This is a genomic window from Bacillus multifaciens, from assembly GCF_030756675.1.
In the GTDB taxonomy this organism is placed as follows: Bacteria; Bacillota; Bacilli; order Bacillales; family Bacillaceae_G; genus Bacillus_A; species Bacillus_A multifaciens.
In genome coordinates, this window is the sequence record NZ_JAVBXD010000006.1 from 52,018 (window position 1) to 68,021 (window position 16,004).

Annotated in this window: 12 protein-coding genes, 1 pseudogene and 3 other annotated features; of the genes and pseudogenes, 2 read left to right on the forward strand and 11 right to left on the reverse strand. The window is 34.7% G+C overall.

Going from position 1 to position 16,004, the window contains the following annotated elements:
- Window positions 1-5: 5 nt before the first annotated feature.
- The 3 genes from aroC to Q9306_RS06065 form a co-directional block, all read right to left on the reverse strand.
- Window positions 6-1,178: a chorismate synthase gene (aroC, locus tag Q9306_RS06055; protein WP_306196313.1), complete on the reverse strand. Its 1,173-nt coding sequence runs from the start codon at window positions 1,176-1,178 to the stop codon at window positions 6-8.
- A gap of 198 nt (window positions 1,179-1,376) precedes the next feature.
- Window positions 1,377-1,609, reverse strand: a binding site (T-box leader).
- A gap of 7 nt (window positions 1,610-1,616) precedes the next feature.
- Window positions 1,617-2,693: a bifunctional 3-deoxy-7-phosphoheptulonate synthase/chorismate mutase gene (locus tag Q9306_RS06060; protein WP_306196314.1), complete on the reverse strand. Its 1,077-nt coding sequence runs from the start codon at window positions 2,691-2,693 to the stop codon at window positions 1,617-1,619.
- 144 nt (window positions 2,694-2,837) lie between these two features.
- Window positions 2,838-3,071: a binding site (T-box leader), on the reverse strand.
- A 55-nt stretch (window positions 3,072-3,126) separates the two neighbouring features.
- Window positions 3,127-3,359, reverse strand: a binding site (T-box leader).
- Window positions 3,360-3,456: 97 nt separating this feature from the next.
- A complete protein-coding gene (locus tag Q9306_RS06065) occupies window positions 3,457-7,044 on the reverse strand; it encodes a DUF4020 domain-containing protein (protein ID WP_306196316.1) in 3,588 nt (1,195 codons plus the stop codon).
- A 222-nt stretch (window positions 7,045-7,266) separates the two neighbouring features.
- Here Q9306_RS06065 and Q9306_RS06070 point away from each other — a divergent pair, with 222 nt between their 5' ends.
- The gene (locus Q9306_RS06070; protein WP_306196318.1) at window positions 7,267-7,716 is read left to right on the forward strand and encodes a YndM family protein; all 450 of its coding nucleotides are present in this window, start codon (window positions 7,267-7,269) and stop codon (window positions 7,714-7,716) included.
- A 205-nt stretch (window positions 7,717-7,921) separates the two neighbouring features.
- Here Q9306_RS06070 and Q9306_RS06075 read toward each other — a convergent pair whose 3' ends face one another.
- From Q9306_RS06075 to dsdA, 6 genes and pseudogenes are all read right to left on the reverse strand, one after another.
- Window positions 7,922-8,626 (reverse strand): YoaK family protein, encoded by a 705-nt coding sequence (locus tag Q9306_RS06075; protein WP_306196320.1) that lies wholly within the window; start codon window positions 8,624-8,626, stop codon window positions 7,922-7,924.
- Between the two features lie 564 nt (window positions 8,627-9,190).
- A complete protein-coding gene (locus tag Q9306_RS06080; RefSeq protein ID WP_306196321.1) occupies window positions 9,191-9,832 on the reverse strand; it encodes a CPBP family intramembrane glutamic endopeptidase in 642 nt (213 codons plus the stop codon).
- Window positions 9,833-9,926: 94 nt separating this feature from the next.
- Window positions 9,927-10,870 (reverse strand): annotated as a pseudogene (locus Q9306_RS06085) (aminoglycoside phosphotransferase family protein).
- A gap of 73 nt (window positions 10,871-10,943) precedes the next feature.
- Window positions 10,944-11,579 carry a DUF5694 domain-containing protein gene (locus tag Q9306_RS06090; RefSeq protein ID WP_306196323.1) on the reverse strand — a complete coding sequence of 212 codons (636 nt, stop codon included), beginning with the start codon at window positions 11,577-11,579 and terminating at the stop codon, window positions 10,944-10,946.
- A 21-nt stretch (window positions 11,580-11,600) separates the two neighbouring features.
- Window positions 11,601-12,629: a DUF2332 domain-containing protein gene (locus Q9306_RS06095; RefSeq protein ID WP_306196544.1), complete on the reverse strand. Its 1,029-nt coding sequence runs from the start codon at window positions 12,627-12,629 to the stop codon at window positions 11,601-11,603.
- A gap of 168 nt (window positions 12,630-12,797) precedes the next feature.
- Window positions 12,798-14,129 (reverse strand): D-serine ammonia-lyase, encoded by a 1,332-nt coding sequence (dsdA, locus tag Q9306_RS06100; protein WP_306196324.1) that lies wholly within the window; start codon window positions 14,127-14,129, stop codon window positions 12,798-12,800.
- A gap of 159 nt (window positions 14,130-14,288) precedes the next feature.
- Here dsdA and Q9306_RS06105 point away from each other — a divergent pair, with 159 nt between their 5' ends.
- Window positions 14,289-14,843 carry a helix-turn-helix domain-containing protein gene (locus tag Q9306_RS06105; RefSeq protein ID WP_306196326.1) on the forward strand — a complete coding sequence of 185 codons (555 nt, stop codon included), beginning with the start codon at window positions 14,289-14,291 and terminating at the stop codon, window positions 14,841-14,843.
- 56 nt (window positions 14,844-14,899) lie between these two features.
- Here Q9306_RS06105 and Q9306_RS06110 read toward each other — a convergent pair whose 3' ends face one another.
- Window positions 14,900-15,427, reverse strand: coding sequence for a cysteine hydrolase family protein (locus tag Q9306_RS06110; RefSeq protein WP_306196328.1), 528 nt, complete (start codon window positions 15,425-15,427; stop codon window positions 14,900-14,902).
- 1 nt (window position 15,428) lies between these two features.
- Window positions 15,429-15,971, reverse strand: a complete 543-nt coding sequence (locus Q9306_RS06115; RefSeq protein ID WP_306196330.1) for a GNAT family N-acetyltransferase — start codon at window positions 15,969-15,971, stop codon at window positions 15,429-15,431.
- Between the last annotated feature and the right edge of the window lie 33 nt (window positions 15,972-16,004).

Genomic DNA, 16,004 nt, shown 5'->3' on the forward strand with positions numbered 1-16,004 from the left:
CCTTTTTAAAATTCTTTCGCGTATTTTTTATGCTGAGCAATATTTTCCTTAATAAGATCCATACGATCTTGCCCAAATTGGTCTACTATCGCATTTGCCAGTTCCCAAGCGACAACAGCTTCTGCCACTACACTTGCCGCCGGTACAGCGCAGCTATCAGAACGTTCAATACTTGCTTGAAACACTTCCTTCGTATCAATATCCACACTTGCCAGTGGTTTATATAATGTCGGAATTGGTTTCATAACACCTCTGACAACAATCGGCATTCCTGTTGTCATTCCGCCCTCTAATCCACCAGCATTATTCGTTTTTCGTGTGTAACCCGTTTCTTCATCCCACAAAATCTCATCATGTACAGCACTTCCCGGTTGTCCGGCTGCCTCAAAACCAATGCCGATTTCAGCGCCTTTAAATGCATTAATACTCATGATTGCCGCTGCTAACTTTACGTCTAATTTCCTGTCATAATGAACATAACTGCCAACACCAACCGGCATTCCTTCCGCGATTACTTCCACGATGCCACCAATAGAATCTCCGTTACTTTTCGCCGCATCAATTTCTGCCATCATTGCTTGCTCCGCTTCTTGATCTAAGCAGCGAACAGGCGAATGTTCTGAAATCATCTGCATCTCTTCTAATGATTTATGTGAAATTTGTTTAGCTTTTACGCCACCAATTTCAAGCACATGACCTGTAATATTTACTCCTAACTCTGTTAAAATCTTTTTCGCAACAGCTCCTGCCGCTACTCTTACCGTTGTCTCCCTTGCAGAAGAACGTTCTAACACATTACGTATATCACGATGTCCATACTTTATTGCCCCGTTTAAATCAGCATGCCCTGGACGTGGCTTTGTAATTGTTCGTTTCATTTCTTTACTTTCCTGTTCAGAAATCGGTTCTGTTCCCATTACGTTTGTCCAATGTTTGAAATCATCATTTTTTACAATCAATGTAATCGGTGAACCAAGAGTATAACCATGTCGTACACCGCTTACGATTTCCACTGTATCTGTTTCAATTTGCATACGTCTTCCGCGGCCATAGCCCTTTTGGCGTCTTAATAGCTCTTTATTTATACCTTCTGCAGTTACATTTAGACCTGCCGGAACACCTTCCAAAATAACCGTCAATTGCGGGCCATGTGATTCTCCAGCTGTTATATATCTCATTTCCATTTCTCCCTTATCATTTTATCCCGCGCTAACGGACAGTAAGACTCCTTCCACAAGATTCTGAAAAGTCAAAGAAGATGGGTAGGAGGTAACTGTCCATAAGAGCCCGATTAGTTCAACTAACCAGCAGTGGGAGATAAACCCTCCTACTGCTGGAAGTTTCACTTTATAAAAAAACCCCTACTGATTTCGTTCAGTAGGGGCGACAATACGCGCGGTACCACCCTAGTTATAGACAAAAATGTCTACCTCTTTTTATTGTTAACGATCATTTTGACCGTCTTTCCCTTTATAAAAACTTTCGTCTTTACTACGAAAAAGATGCTCCAGGGGTGTAATTCACACATATCTTTGTACTGATTTCCACCAACCATCAGCTCTCTGCAACAAGAAAATACATGCTACTGCTTCCCTATCAACGCAATAGTTATTTCATTATGATAACTTATTTTTAAATCCTTTTAACTCTTCCATGAAGGCATGGAACTGCGGAATATCCATTTGTTGTGCTGAATCCGATAAAGCAACTGCTGGGTCTGGATGCACTTCTGCCATAACAGCATCTGCCCCAATCGCTAATGCTGCTTTCGCAGTTGGTAAAAGTAAATCTTTTCGCCCTGTTGAATGCGTTACATCTACAACAACCGGTAAATGTGTTTCTTTCTTTAAAATTGGCACTGCGGAAATATCAAGTGTATTTCGCGTTGCTCTTTCATATGTGCGAATGCCGCGTTCACATAGAATAATTTGATCATTCCCTTGAGCAATAATGTATTCTGCTGCATTCACAAATTCATCAATTGTCGCTGCTAAACCGCGTTTCAGTAATACCGGTTTATTCACTTTTCCAACGGCTCTTAATAAATCGAAGTTTTGCATATTACGAGCGCCTACTTGAATCACATCGACGTAATCAAGTGCCATTTCTACATCATTAGGATTTAAGATTTCGCTAATAATCGCTAAATCAAATTCGTCAGCAACTTGGCGTAAAATTTGCAGCCCTTCTTCCCCCAATCCTTGGAAGTCGTATGGAGATGTTCTCGGTTTAAATGCACCACCGCGCATTAGTTTTATTCCTTGTTCTTTCATCGCCTGAGCAACTTGGCGAACTTGCTCTAAACTTTCAACTGCGCACGGCCCCATAATGAACGTTTGTGCGCCGCTTCCTAGCAATTCACCTTTTACATCAACAATCGTATTTTCTTGTTTCTTTTTACGTGAAACTAATAATGCTTTACGATTATCATCTTCTTGCAGTTCTAAGCTCGCTTTAAAAATTGTTTTGAAAATATGTTGCACTGTAGATGTTTCAAATGGTCCTTCGTTATGCTCTGCAAGCATATCGAGTACTTCACGCTCACGAACAGGATCGAAGCGTTTCGTTCCTTGCAATTTCTTTTGTTGTCCGATTTCTTGTACAACCTTTGCGCGCTCATTCAATAAGTGCAGAAGTTGTAAGTTAATCTCATCCACCTGTTTACGTAATTGTTCTAATTCATGATTTCCCATTAAAAATTCCTCCTTGTATCTTTTTGAAGTTATATAATAAGGGATTGAAAATTCCCTATTTTCTGAACTTATCTCTTATAACAAAGCAAAGATGATAACGATTTCTCATATAAAATATATGAAAAAACCCCTACTGATCCAATCAGTAGGGACGATTATTATCGCGGTACCACCCTAGTTGCAGACACATTTGTCTACCTCTCTTTATTGTTAACGATCGTTTTGACCGTCTTTCCCTTCATAAAGACTTCTGCCTTTACTACGAAAAAGATGCTCCAGGATTGTAATTCATGTTTGTTTATGTACTAGTTCACACCAACCACCAGCTCTCTGTTACAGGGAAACAACCACTACTCTCTTTCCTATCATTGCGCTTATTATTTGATTATCATTTAGATCCGCGTATATGCAAAAAATCCCTACTGATCCAATCAGTAGGGACGATTATTATCGCGGTACCACCCTAGTTGTAGACACATTTGTCTACCTCTCTTCATTGTTAACGATCATTTTGACCGTCTTTCCCTTCATAAAGACTTCTGTCTTGACTACGAAAAAGATGCTCCAGGACTGTAATTCACGTTTACCTTTGTACTGATTTCCACCAACCATCAGCTCTCTATAACAGGGAGATAAACACTACTTTGTTCCCTTCAATGCATTGTTTTTATTAAGTATGATTTGTATTATAAAAGGTCATTTTAAAATATGTCAACACTTTTTCATTATTTTTTATATTTTTATTTTAATTGCATCGTATGTTTCAAAATAGCAAATGTGAATCATTTTCATTTCGATTAATCATTCCTATTCGCATTATCTCATTTTGAATACGTTCAAGTAACGTATTTTCAAGCTTCATCTCATCAAACAATAACCAAAGATGAATCACTTCATTTTCAATACACTCTGCATCATTTATCTTTGTTAATAAAACAAAAAATAATGTTGCATATACTTTAGAATTTTGATGGATTAGCTCATTTTTTTCCAACAGCTGTTTCAATAACTCCTTCAATGCTTGTTTTTCTTCTTGCAATGAAGTTATAGAAAAATAAGATAAAACAGTTTCAATCCCTTTTTCAGCAATAACATCCATGTATAACACAAACCGCAAAAAGATAATATATTCTTTCTCTGCTATTATACTCATTTTAGGGCGTTCTACTAAAAAATCTGCAAGCCAATTTCGCCAAAATTTTTGTTGTTCTTTTATGCTCAAACTTTTTACATAATACGAGACATTTTCTACAAACTTTACCTTCTCTACCTCTTCTCCCTGTATAAAAAGAGTGTTCAACCAATCAAGTTGTTTATCCCAATATAAAATACACTTTAAAAAGACGAGACTTAACCATTTCATAAATACTTCTTGTGTTTGTTTATTCAATAAATGTAAATATCGAACAGCAAAAGCAATATATTTCTTTGTTTGTATAAATAAAGGCAAATTAATTTGCGTATTTACAAACCCTGCCCATGCATACTTTGTTTCCTCTTCATTTTGTTGCAAATCTAAATAAGGAATCATATGCTTTCTACACCAGTGCTTCTCGATATGATAGAGAAATGTTAAATCTGCTGTTAGCCTCGCAATCATAATATTTACGTAGTATGATTTTTTCCGCATTTGCTCTTCAAATACATACAAATAAGCATGTATATTTCGATCATATAAATGTTCATATGCTAGAAGTTTTAACAAAACTGCTGTTGTTTTCCCTACCGGATGCTGAGCAGCCTCATTATAATAATCTACTTGCTCTTTACTTCCTGCGTGCTCTCCTTTCATAACATGAGGAAACATCGAAAAAGCAAGCTGTTTTATTGCTCGAATTGTTTCTTCTTGAAATTCAGCTAATTGATTGCTCTTTTCATACAGAAAACTACTAATAATCCAATGATAAGTAGCATGCCTTACAAATTGATGTAGTAATGGTAAAAGCTCTTGCATCTGTTTATCTGTTAATTTTCGATTATTTCGCCACTCTCTTATGAATACAAACCATACTTCTTTACTCACTTCTTTATACTTAACTAATTGATACGCAAGAGAAATACTCCACTGTACATTTGTTTTACAAGCCTTTGAAAGCATTTCTAAAAAATGATGTTTCTCAAACAATCCTTCTTGTGAATATTGAAGTACTTGCCTTATCATTTCTTCCTCTTTCATATGTAACAAACCATCAGTTGTTAAATTACATGTAATTGTTTGTAATGTCCGCTCTTCTTGTAAATCAGGAAACTGCCTCGATAAAAAATGAGGGAATTTTTGTTTCATAAATTCATATGTTCGTTTCGTTCGTTCATTAGTTGGATCGCACATATATAGCCAATCGATTAAGTTACAAGCCAGATAACACGTCTTTTCTTCAAACTGCTTCTCTATAGTTGTCAGCACTTTTTGTTTCGTATGTTCAGATACATGCTCATAATGATTCTTTAACAATTGAAACACTTCATGCTTACAGGAGTCTTCAGTTAGCATTTGATGTTGTAACAACCATTCTATTTTCTCATTTTGCGTTCGGAAAACCGTATGGTTCATACTATGCACTGCAATTCGTTTTTGCAGCGTATTTCCAAATTCCATCATAAAAGAAATATAAAAGTTTGCTTTATCTTCGAAATGGACACAAACATAGTCCATACAATCTCTAACAATATTAATTAAAAAAGAAAATCCACGAGGTTGGCTATCTTGCTCATGCGGTTCAATTGCACTTCGCGATTCACTAACTGAATCATGGATTTGAAGTGCCTGTTGTTTTAGTCCTAATCTCTGTAGTTTTTCTAATCCAACTTGCAAAATCGGAATCGAAAAATAAGAAAGATGTGGTTTTATTTTCACTTCCCATATGTGCTGCATCTTTGAAAAGGTTGTATCTGACAAATGGTTTGTTTCCGCTAACTCTACAACATCCTGCATTTCTGGTTCCCATTGCCGAAGTCGCTTCAATTTTAGTTTTCCGTCTAATATGCAAGTAAATAAAAGAACTATAATTTCTTTATGTTTCGGGTACGTACATTTATGAAGCAAAGAAGGCAGATTTTCTATAAAAAACTCATTTTCCCTCGCCTTTTCTAACAATAATAAGAGCCACTTCGCAAACGTATCCATATGTATCGGTTGTTCCATATCCACTAAAAATGTACATATCGTATTCCATAACAAGGCAGATATTTCTGTATTATTTTTATACATCAACTGAAATAATTCATTTTGATGACTTACTAAAAAATGATCAACAATCCACTTTGCAAGCAACTGATCTTTTTCGGAAGTCTCAGCTTCCTCCGAAAATAAATTCCGCAATTGCCCGTCTTTTTCTAACCATTCTACCCATTCGTAGTCTCTTGCAAATTCAACAAAGTAACGAAGTGTCTCAATCTTTTTTATTGATTGTTTAACATAAGACAACTGTTCTTGTTCTAAAGATGGTGGAACCGTTACAATATCACGAATTCGTGTTCTCTTTGTAATATAATTATCCCCCATTAACTCTGCCCATCGCTGCACTGCTTTTGCTAATGATTGATGATTTTGCGACTTATTCGGATAGACAATAGGCTTAATCCCTAAATGCTCCCAGTGATATGTATTATCCCCCTGAGCAACAAACGCATACCGCCTCGTACTTGGTGGTAATCCAGTTGCTAAGTACTTCATAACAGGGTCATTATGACTATATCCAATAAACAAAACTGTATAATTAGAAAATAAATCAACTAAAAATCGTCTTGCCCATCCTTCTGTTAAGTAAGCCCTTCCAAAATCACCATCAGTCAAAATTAAATTTTCTTCTTCTTGTTCTACATTCCCATGAATATATGCCAACCCTTTAAATGCTCTTCCCGTTGGAAGCGCCGGAGCGTAATATATATTTGCTTTACGTTTTGATTCCTCAATTACCGTTGAAAAATGCCGATCAAAATTTGTAGTTACAATCCGAACATTTTCATCAACTGAAAATAATTGTAAAATAGAATAGTGTAATGGATTTGGCTTTGAATCTGCTACATGAACAAGATTCTTCGCAATCTGATGAACATCTTTCGTTTTTGCAATTTTCCCAAGATAATAATCGTGCGGTTCATTTTCCTCACGTTTGTCTACATATAGTGCATTCGCAATATCATCCACTAAATCATCAAAATTTGGTAAGTTTGAATTGCCTTTCATAGATACTCCAGCTCCAACAAATAAAACCAGTTTTCCTTGTTCGAATTTATCAAATAGTTCATCTGGAATTTCTACCTCTGAAGTAATCCACACACCCGATCCCCCCTTACCTAAAAATGTTAATTCCCTCTTTCTAATATAACATTTTCTTTGTTTTTTTAACATTCAGAAAAGTGAAAGATAACAAACGATTAACTTTTTCTTGTAATTTTTTCTTGAAATTACAAGAAACTCAGGAAATAAAATACGCACTAAAAACATTTGAGTTATCATTACGTATTTATCCTCCGTCTTTTTAGAAAACACCTTACAAATTGCATCTTGAATTTCCCATGCATAAAGTCCCTATTTTCATTCAAACTAAATAGAAAAAGAGAGGTTCCAATAATGAGTCATCTTACAATTATGCTGATCAAATTTATATCCTGTATGATTGCTTTTGCAATTGGTTTAGATTTATTCTTTGATGCAACCATTGTTGACATCTTTTCCTTTAGTTTATTTATTACTATCGCGTCGTATATGTTAGGAGATCAAATTATCTTGCCCCGAGCTGGAAATACCGCTGCACTCATGATTGATTTTCTTTTTACTTATATGAGTGTATGGATTTTCGGAAGCGTACTGTTAGACAACTATATGCAAATTGCTTGGGGAAGTATTTTATCAGCTATTATAGTTACAGGAGCAGAAACTTTTGTTCACCGCTATTTAATGGATCGCATTGCTACTTATCAAACAATTGAAAGAAAACCTTTCACTTTCAACAGATCGCTAGCTTATGGAACAGAATTTGCTGAGGAGCAAGATATTACTGATACGAAAAAACGGAAATGATACAACCACTTTAGAGATTTGAATTAAAAAAATACTGCGTTTCTTGAACAAAAAGAAAAATCCTGAGAAATACTCTTTCTCAGGATTTTTCGTCAAATTAAAGTCATTGTTTATCAAGCTACACTTCGTTCCACTTGACTCTTATGAAGAAGCTTTTAATGGACGAAATGCAATAGTGAAATATGATTAAAGTAACAAATTTTTTTCATTTTAACGTTTGAGGTTTTCTCCAATACCCTCTATCTTTATGATACAAAATCAAAGCAATCACTAAAATTCCAGATGCAATCCAAATCGATTTATTTCCTATATGAGTGGTAGTAAATGTACCGAATAGCGCACCGAGTATAAAAGAAAGAATAATAACAAAAAATTCATTAAATCGTTTTTTCTCTTCTTGATCACGTTTTATAAACGCTAAATATGCTGCCTGTGTTACAGTTCGAAGATTTCCTGTTGTCATCGTTGAATTGTAGGCCCACTTGTCAAGCTTATTAAAAGTAGAGATTTGTAAAGATGATACAAACGCAATACATACTGTTACCACGATGTTAGGGATACTTTTTGGCAAGAACCCTACAACGATTAAAACGATACATTCTAGTATAAGAATAGAACGTCTGTAACTATGCAACGCATGTCTTATATGAGGAATCTTTACTACTTCCGATATTAAAACCCCTAACATAAAAGCTAAAATAGGTGGAATATAAAGCAAAGCATTATGCCATTCTCCGTTAGCTGCTCTTATAGCGAGCAATACTACATTGCCTGTCTGTGCATTGGCAAACACTCCGTCCCTACTGATGAAAGTATACGCATCTAAAAAGCCTCCAACTACAGCTAACAAAACACCTAAATAAACAGAGTTTGAAGATAATGAGGGGATTGTACTTAGCTTGTCTTTCATATTATTATCTCCTTGTACCTTATGTTACATATATTATCGATTTATACAAAAACAACATTATTATGAAATCGTTTACAAATTATTCGCAATCTCTAACTAATGTCGCTTCCTTTTACTTTTTCCTAATATGATATAATACCATACCAAGTTTTTCAGCTACAATCAACACAATTATTGAACATATTTTAAATGTTTAATTTCGTTCACATTTATAGATTTTTTCGTAACTACTCAGTTACTCTGTAAAAAAAGATAGAAAAGCATTTTTTTAAATGGGCGAGTGGGACCGGCGATGCATAGGCGCGGTCAGGGCCTTTTCCTGCCACACGCAATGTTTGAAAACAAAAGCAGAGTCTGGTCGAGGTCACTGAAAAAGTCCACTTCATAAGAAAATGGAGTCCACCACCTACTATATACAGGTGATGGACTCCGTTATGTTTCGGCATATTGATAAAATGCGTGTTATCTTTTCAAAGTAATCACTTTTTCAGTGTCTTCGTCTGGTCATAAGTTCTTTTACGTTCTCATCATTTCAGTAATCCATTTATGAGCATAATAAATTATTTATTCATTTGCTGTACTTTTTTTTGAGTAATATGCTGAAAGTAAATTAAACTCTACATGCAAAAATATTGAAAACACAATTGGTAGTGAGTAATCCGCAATCGCACCAAATATGATTCCACCTAAAAATGCGAACAGCATAAATTTTATACTAGTCTGATTAAAGCTGTAATATTGTAAGTGAGCTACAGCGAACAGAAAGGAAGATATTAGGATCGGTACTGTAACTGGTATGGAAGCTATTTCTAAATAAAGAGGGTATATTGGGAATGCATTGTTAAGTATTGGTATAATCATCCCTCTGAAAATTACTTCTTCAAAAATAGGATACATAATTACAAAGTTTAAAATATTCTTTTTCCCAATCGGCATATATCCTGAGTATCGCGAAATGAATATATTCGTTATCGCGGTACTCGAGATTAATAGAACAATTGATTCGTAGTGAATTGGTAACCGGAATACATAATTATCTTCATAAAAATAACTAATTACCGTCAGCAATGTTCCCCATATATAAATAATTTCATTTTCTATCTTTCGGTACAACGTTCTGCCAATAATAACGCCAACTGTAATATCAACAATTTTATATGAAAAAGCTAATAAAACAGCAAGTACCAAAGCAATAAAGTAGCTCATATCGATGTATCACCGCATCTCACAAGAAAATTTCGGTTTTTAATACGAATCAAAAATTAAAGTCTATATATTTAGCTGCTTGCTAAGCTTTTATCTATTGCCACTTTTCACAAAACAACATATGTGGTTCATACCATAAAGGTTTTACAACTTCAAAACCTTTATGATCTTCCACAGTATATGATGCAACCTTTCTATCATTTCATCTAATTGGTGCGGCGCAAAACGTAATGACCAGACTACTAATGAAAAGATAACCATTCCAGCATAAATGGAATAAAGCAGCCAAAAATCTTCAGGAATATTATGATTAAAATATCCTTGAATTTGCCCTATTGAAAATGGAATGCTCTCATTCCTTTGAAATAAAGCTACTTTTACAAAATCATGAATTGGGTCTCCCCAATCAAAATTATTGAAATCAATTACCCCAGCATACCTATTATTGTCTACGATAATATTTTGTAAATGAAAATCGTCGTGCTGAAATCGATTCGGACGTCCTTTTAATAAATACTTATTTTCTTCAATAAAATTAATAACCTTATAATCATTTTCAATCTTTATTCCACTTTTTTCATAAGCATCAAGGTATCGATAATGCTTTTGCATTGCTTGTTCATACCAAGATTTGATAGTAATAGGTGCTTCAAGCAAATGCATTCTAGATAGCTGTCCTCCTGCTTCAATACCAATCTTGTATTGTTCTTGATCAGTAAGAACGGTTAATGTTTCTTTTACATCAACGCCCTCAATAAAAGAATAAATTGTGTAGCAAGAATTCATTTCTTCTAAAATCCCGATTTTTATCGGCTTAGGGGATTTAACATAATATTCTTGCATTCTTTTCAATATTTGAAACTCCGTCTGCTTTCTTTCATACCCTTCTAAACTACCTGTTCTTAGTAAGAATTTCCCATCACCAGAATAGACTACATACTTTTCATCTGGAGAATATCCTTTAGATAATCTTTCAACTCTATTAGCACAATATAAGAAATCAATTTTTTCTTGAAGAAATCGAGGAACGTTCTCCATAGTTTACCTCCATTATAGATTTTTCAAATGCCTTTCTAATTCTTTCATTACATTACGATAGTTATAGTAATTATCATTTCTTTACATCAATCGGAAAAATCACATCTATTCCTATCTTACTTAATTCTTCCTGAATAAAATAACAATGCTCTGCGCCGATTGTTATTAAAATCCTTTCTTTTTCATTACTTGTAGCATATTTAATAATGTTATCTATAATTTGTTCATTTCTTTTACACCATACAATTTCATGTACAGCGGGGTTCTTTTCTTTTAGCCATAATTGTTTTTTCTTGATTATTTCATTCGTCGTATGAGAATTTAAAGGGAATGGTTCTAAAACCGTCACTTTAAATATATTTTCATATATTTGACTCAACTCATGTTCCAAGTGCTTTCTCGACTCTTCATTATAATAAGAAAAGTAGTTTAGGCTTGTTACCTCGTCATCAAACCAATCAATAGGTGCGAATGAAATACCTTCACTCTCACATAGTGGGAGAATTAAAGATCTATATTCAGAGGGGCCTAAATATCCTTCATAATTTCTATTTTCTAAGTACCGTTTATAATCTTCTGGTCTCACCTCTCCAAGAATTGAATTTGGTTGAAAAGTACGAATAGCATCCTCCATTAAATGTAGCGGATATTTTAACTTTTGACGTAAATCATCTGTGTGTACAGTTCCAAATAAACCAATTATAGCCATAAAATTCATCCTCTATATACCCTACATCACGTTCCAATCAAACCATCTACCATGTCCGTCTGTCTCTCCAACCGTTTGCTGGTACTCAACACCATCTATATAATAATCAAGGTGAAGATTTCGATCCCACATATTATTGTAAAGATGGAAAACGTCTCGTTTACTTCCAATCATTTTTATTTTTTCTAGCAGTTCATACTTAGACTTTTCTGGCATTTGATTTGCGACATGAGTATGAAAAATACAAATTACAGTATCCTTCGGAAGTTTTTCCACAACTTCTGTAAGTAAAGCCACTCCATCACCTTCTATAAGTTCTACTGGATTTTCAATTAAACATGTAGCTGCCTTTTCAAAAAGTGCTATCCTTTCTTCATGTTCTGGCCAAATAAGCGATTTTAACCACAAATAGTCTTCAAAATTATTTAAATCGTTTATATGTAAATCTAACCCTACTTTTGAAGCTACTGGAGGACTAGGTAATAGAAATGACGGTGTATAATTTCCTTTTATTTCAGAGGTTATATGGACACGTGAGTTTCTATCCCCATATATCCCATTTGCTCCATATGAATAACTATACTTGTCCCATAACAATTGAAGACCAGCACTTGTCCCAATTTCTATTAATGATAGCGGTTTCTTGACAACGCTATAAATATAACAAAATATTGGATATAAATACGCACAGCGCCTTACTTCATTAGTCTGTACTAACTTACTCTTTAGGAGAGAAATTATTTCGTCTTTATACACTTGGCAAAAATCTTTAAAATGAAGAAAAGAATCGTCTATTTCCCTTGGATCCTTCGTAATACTCAGATAATACTCTTTTAAAACATGCTCTTTTCCTTTTAGCAAAAGATAATGAACAGCACCAAATAATAGATTAGGAACTGGCTGCCCTTCTCGAGAATTCATGCATAGCTCTAACAATTCATCATCTTCAGAAATTTTGATGGATAAATACTCATATAATTCACTTGAACCTCTGCATTCCAGTTTCGCGAAATTTTCGAATCGTTCAGATAGTTGAGTTGTATTCAAAATAATCCCCCTTAATTAGTTTGAATTTTACTAATTTTAAAAACAATTTAATTATAACCAAAACTAATATTATAGTAAATTATTCTTGTTATAACAATATATGTAATTCAAAAGAAACTTATAAAAAACAAAAAGTACATCACTTTCAGCAAGTGATGTACCCTTGGTTGTTTATCCTTTTTGATAATATTCTTCCATAATTTGCGGTGGAACCATTCCGCCGCCTGTTCCCCACATAATATGCGTTGCTTGTTTCATTTTTTCTTGCAAGTGATTTTCTTGAATATATTGCTGTTGCTTGAACAATTGAACTGGTCCGTATACACTTGCTAATGCGGACGGCTCTAATTTTATACCTTCTGTATCAACAAAAGCCTTTAATAGTCTATATAATTCTTGATCATTCACTGTGTAACATCCACTTAATAACGGTTCAATTACTTTCCCTACAAATCCTGATGCTCTTCCTACGGCAAGACCATCAGCTTCAGTCACATTATCAATCCCAAAGTCTTGGACAGAAATTTGATCATGAAGACCTGTCAATAAACCAATTAACATACAAGGAGAATGAGTTGGTTCCGCAAAGAAGCAATGTACATGATCACCAAACAATAATTTTAAACCGAACGCTACGCCACCAGGTCCGCCGCCGACACCACATGGTAAATAAACAAATAGCGGATGATTAGCATCAACAATAACGTTTTGATCTTGTAGCTGCTTTTGTAAGCGGGAAGCTGCCACAGCGTATCCAAGGAAAAGATTTTTTGAATTCTCATCATCAACGAAATAACACATAGGATCTGCTTCGGCTTGTCTTCTTCCCTCTTCTACTGCCTTACTATAGTCCGCTGCATATTCAATAACAGTAACATTTTTACTGCGTAGTAAATCTTTTTTCCACTGCTTTGCATCAGCTGACATATGTACTGTTACATTAAATCCAAGTTTAGCACTCATAATGCCAATACTTAGACCTAAATTCCCCGTTGAACCTACTGCGATTGAATATTGCGAAAAGAACGTGCGGAATGCATCACTATCTAAAACGGAATAATCATCTTGTATATTTAATAACCCCTGTTCCAAAGCTAAATCTTCTGCATGTTTCAGAACTTCATAAATACCGCCTCTTGCTTTAATAGATCCTGATATCGGAAGTTGGCTATCACATTTTAGTAATACATTACCTGCGATATGCTGATCATATCCTTGTTCTAAATGTTGTTTCATAGAGGGAGTTGCGACTAACGGAGACTCAATGATTCCATTTGTATCTTTTGTCTCAGGAAAAGCTTTCGCAATATACGGCGCAAAACGTTTTAATCTTTCCTCCGCATCCTTTACATCCTCTACCGTAAGAGGTGCTTTTTGAATTCCTATTTCGAATTCTTCTTTATTCGGATTCACCCAAAATACTTCCTCTGTCAAAACAAGTTGATTTAATAAAGGGTGCTTTTCTTTTAACATTTGTATTGCTTCGCTGTCATACTTCTTCATTCGTCTATTCTCCCTTCTTCATTCCTGCCATGTTATCATTTCAAAATTTAAATTTATTTATTATAATTAAAACAAATTTAACACACAAACGAAAAGAATTAAATACAAATTAACAAATTTTAATTTAATTTAATTTCAACTAATAGAAGGGGAATTAGCATGAATGATATAAATGTCGGAGAAAAAATAGCAGAATACCGAAAAGCACAAGGATTAAATAGTCGAGAACTAGCAACACTCGTCAATATCACTCCTTCAATGTTAAGTCAAATTGAAAAGGGATCCGCAAACCCTTCTCTACAAACTCTTAAATTAATAGCTGCAGCATTAAATATTCCTATGTTTAATTTCTTCTTGGAAGATACGAATGCTCAAAGCTTAGTTGTAAGAGCTGACCAACGAAAAAAAATTACCTTTCCTGAAAGTGAAAGCTTATCATACGAGTTACTATCTCCCGATTTAAGCGGAGCTCTTGAGCTTGCTCTTATGACTTTATTGCCGCAATCTGCTTCTTCCGAAAAACCGCTGGAACATAAAGGGGAGGAAATTGCATTTGTTTTAGAAGGAACTGTTACCCTATATTTAAATCAAGAAACTTTAACTTTATACAAAGGAGATAGTGTAAAAATCCCCTCTTACATGAAACATAAATGGAAAAATCCATATAAAAAGAAAGCAGTAGTCATTTTTGCAATTACTCCTCCTACTTTTTAGACTAGTAAACAAGCCAGCATTTTGAGGGATTCCTCCTAAAAATGCTGGCTTATTTATCATACAATTAGCTTTATTTCTTTTACATCCACTATATCCGCAAACCAACCTAATACTTTGTTATGATGGTGAATGATATCCTCAGCACGTAATTGTTCTGAGTCAAACGTACTATGCGCTCCTCGAATGAGCGTTACCTTATATCCTTCACTAAATGCACGGCGAACAGTTGTATCTACGCAATATTCTGTTTGCAATCCGCAAATGAAAAGATGTTCAATTCCTTTTTCCTGTAAAACTTCACGCAGATTCGTTTTATGAAAAGAATCCGGTGTTTCTTTTTCCACTATAAGCTCATTTGGCATCGGAGTAATTTTAGAATGAATGTGCCAACCTGCTGTTCCTTTTTCTAACGGATGCCCTTCAGATCCATTGTGTTGTACATAAATAACAGGAATATTATGCGCACGACACTTTCGGATGACTTCCTCTAAATTTTGCAATAAGTTAGAACCATTATGTACAGGAATACCCGCTGCATACATTCCTTCTTGGACATCAATTACTATAAGTGCTTGTTTCTTCATATTAATCACTCCCTTTTTCTTTAAACTCCATCATCCAACAATCTTCCAATACCCCTTCATGCAATTCATGTTCTTCTAACACTTTCACTTTTTGGAACCCACACTTCTCATAACAACGAATTGCTCTTTCATTACTTACCCTTGGATCCATCGCAATTGCCACTGCTCCCAATTCATTCATAATATATGTAATTGCAGCCTGCACAAGTTCTGTACCAATCCCTCGATTCCAGTACGCTGTTTCTCCAATAAATTGATCCATCCCCCACACATTCTCTCTCTCATCATATCCATATAACGCTTTCCATTCTGGATCTAAAGGATACATTTGTATATAACCGATAGATTTATTTTTGTATTCTACAATACACCTTTTCTCTCCCGAACTACTTATATAGCGCTCTCGAACTTGCTGTGGTGATTGTGGTTTGTCTCGTCCTTCATAAAAGCGTAAAACTTCAGGGTTTGATAGCCAGTCTGATAAGGTTTGAACATCATTTTCTGTTACGTATCGAATGGATAGTTCCCCTTCTTGAAATATCATATAATCACTCCTCTCTTGCAACATTACTGTATT

Excerpts from the sequence above, each read along its gene's own strand:
- Q9306_RS06065 (WP_306196316.1), bottom strand. The coding sequence starts at position 7,044 with ATGTTAAAAAAACAAAGAAAATGTTATATTAGAAAGAGGGAATTAACA.
- dsdA (WP_306196324.1), bottom strand. The coding sequence starts at position 14,129 with ATGAAGAAGTATGACAGCGAAGCAATACAAATGTTAAAAGAAAAGCAC.
- Q9306_RS06115 (WP_306196330.1), bottom strand. The coding sequence starts at position 15,971 with ATGATATTTCAAGAAGGGGAACTATCCATTCGATACGTAACAGAAAAT.
- Q9306_RS06070 (WP_306196318.1), top strand. The coding sequence starts at position 7,267 with ATGAGTCATCTTACAATTATGCTGATCAAATTTATATCCTGTATGATT.
- aroC (WP_306196313.1), bottom strand. The coding sequence starts at position 1,178 with ATGAGATATATAACAGCTGGAGAATCACATGGCCCGCAATTGACGGTT.
- Q9306_RS06075 (WP_306196320.1), bottom strand. The coding sequence starts at position 8,626 with ATGAAAGACAAGCTAAGTACAATCCCCTCATTATCTTCAAACTCTGTT.
- Q9306_RS06110 (WP_306196328.1), bottom strand. The coding sequence starts at position 15,427 with ATGAAGAAACAAGCACTTATAGTAATTGATGTCCAAGAAGGAATGTAT.
- Q9306_RS06080 (WP_306196321.1), bottom strand. The coding sequence starts at position 9,832 with ATGAGCTACTTTATTGCTTTGGTACTTGCTGTTTTATTAGCTTTTTCA.
- Q9306_RS06090 (WP_306196323.1), bottom strand. The coding sequence starts at position 11,579 with ATGGCTATAATTGGTTTATTTGGAACTGTACACACAGATGATTTACGT.
- Q9306_RS06105 (WP_306196326.1), top strand. The coding sequence starts at position 14,289 with ATGAATGATATAAATGTCGGAGAAAAAATAGCAGAATACCGAAAAGCA.
- Q9306_RS06060 (WP_306196314.1), bottom strand. The coding sequence starts at position 2,693 with ATGGGAAATCATGAATTAGAACAATTACGTAAACAGGTGGATGAGATT.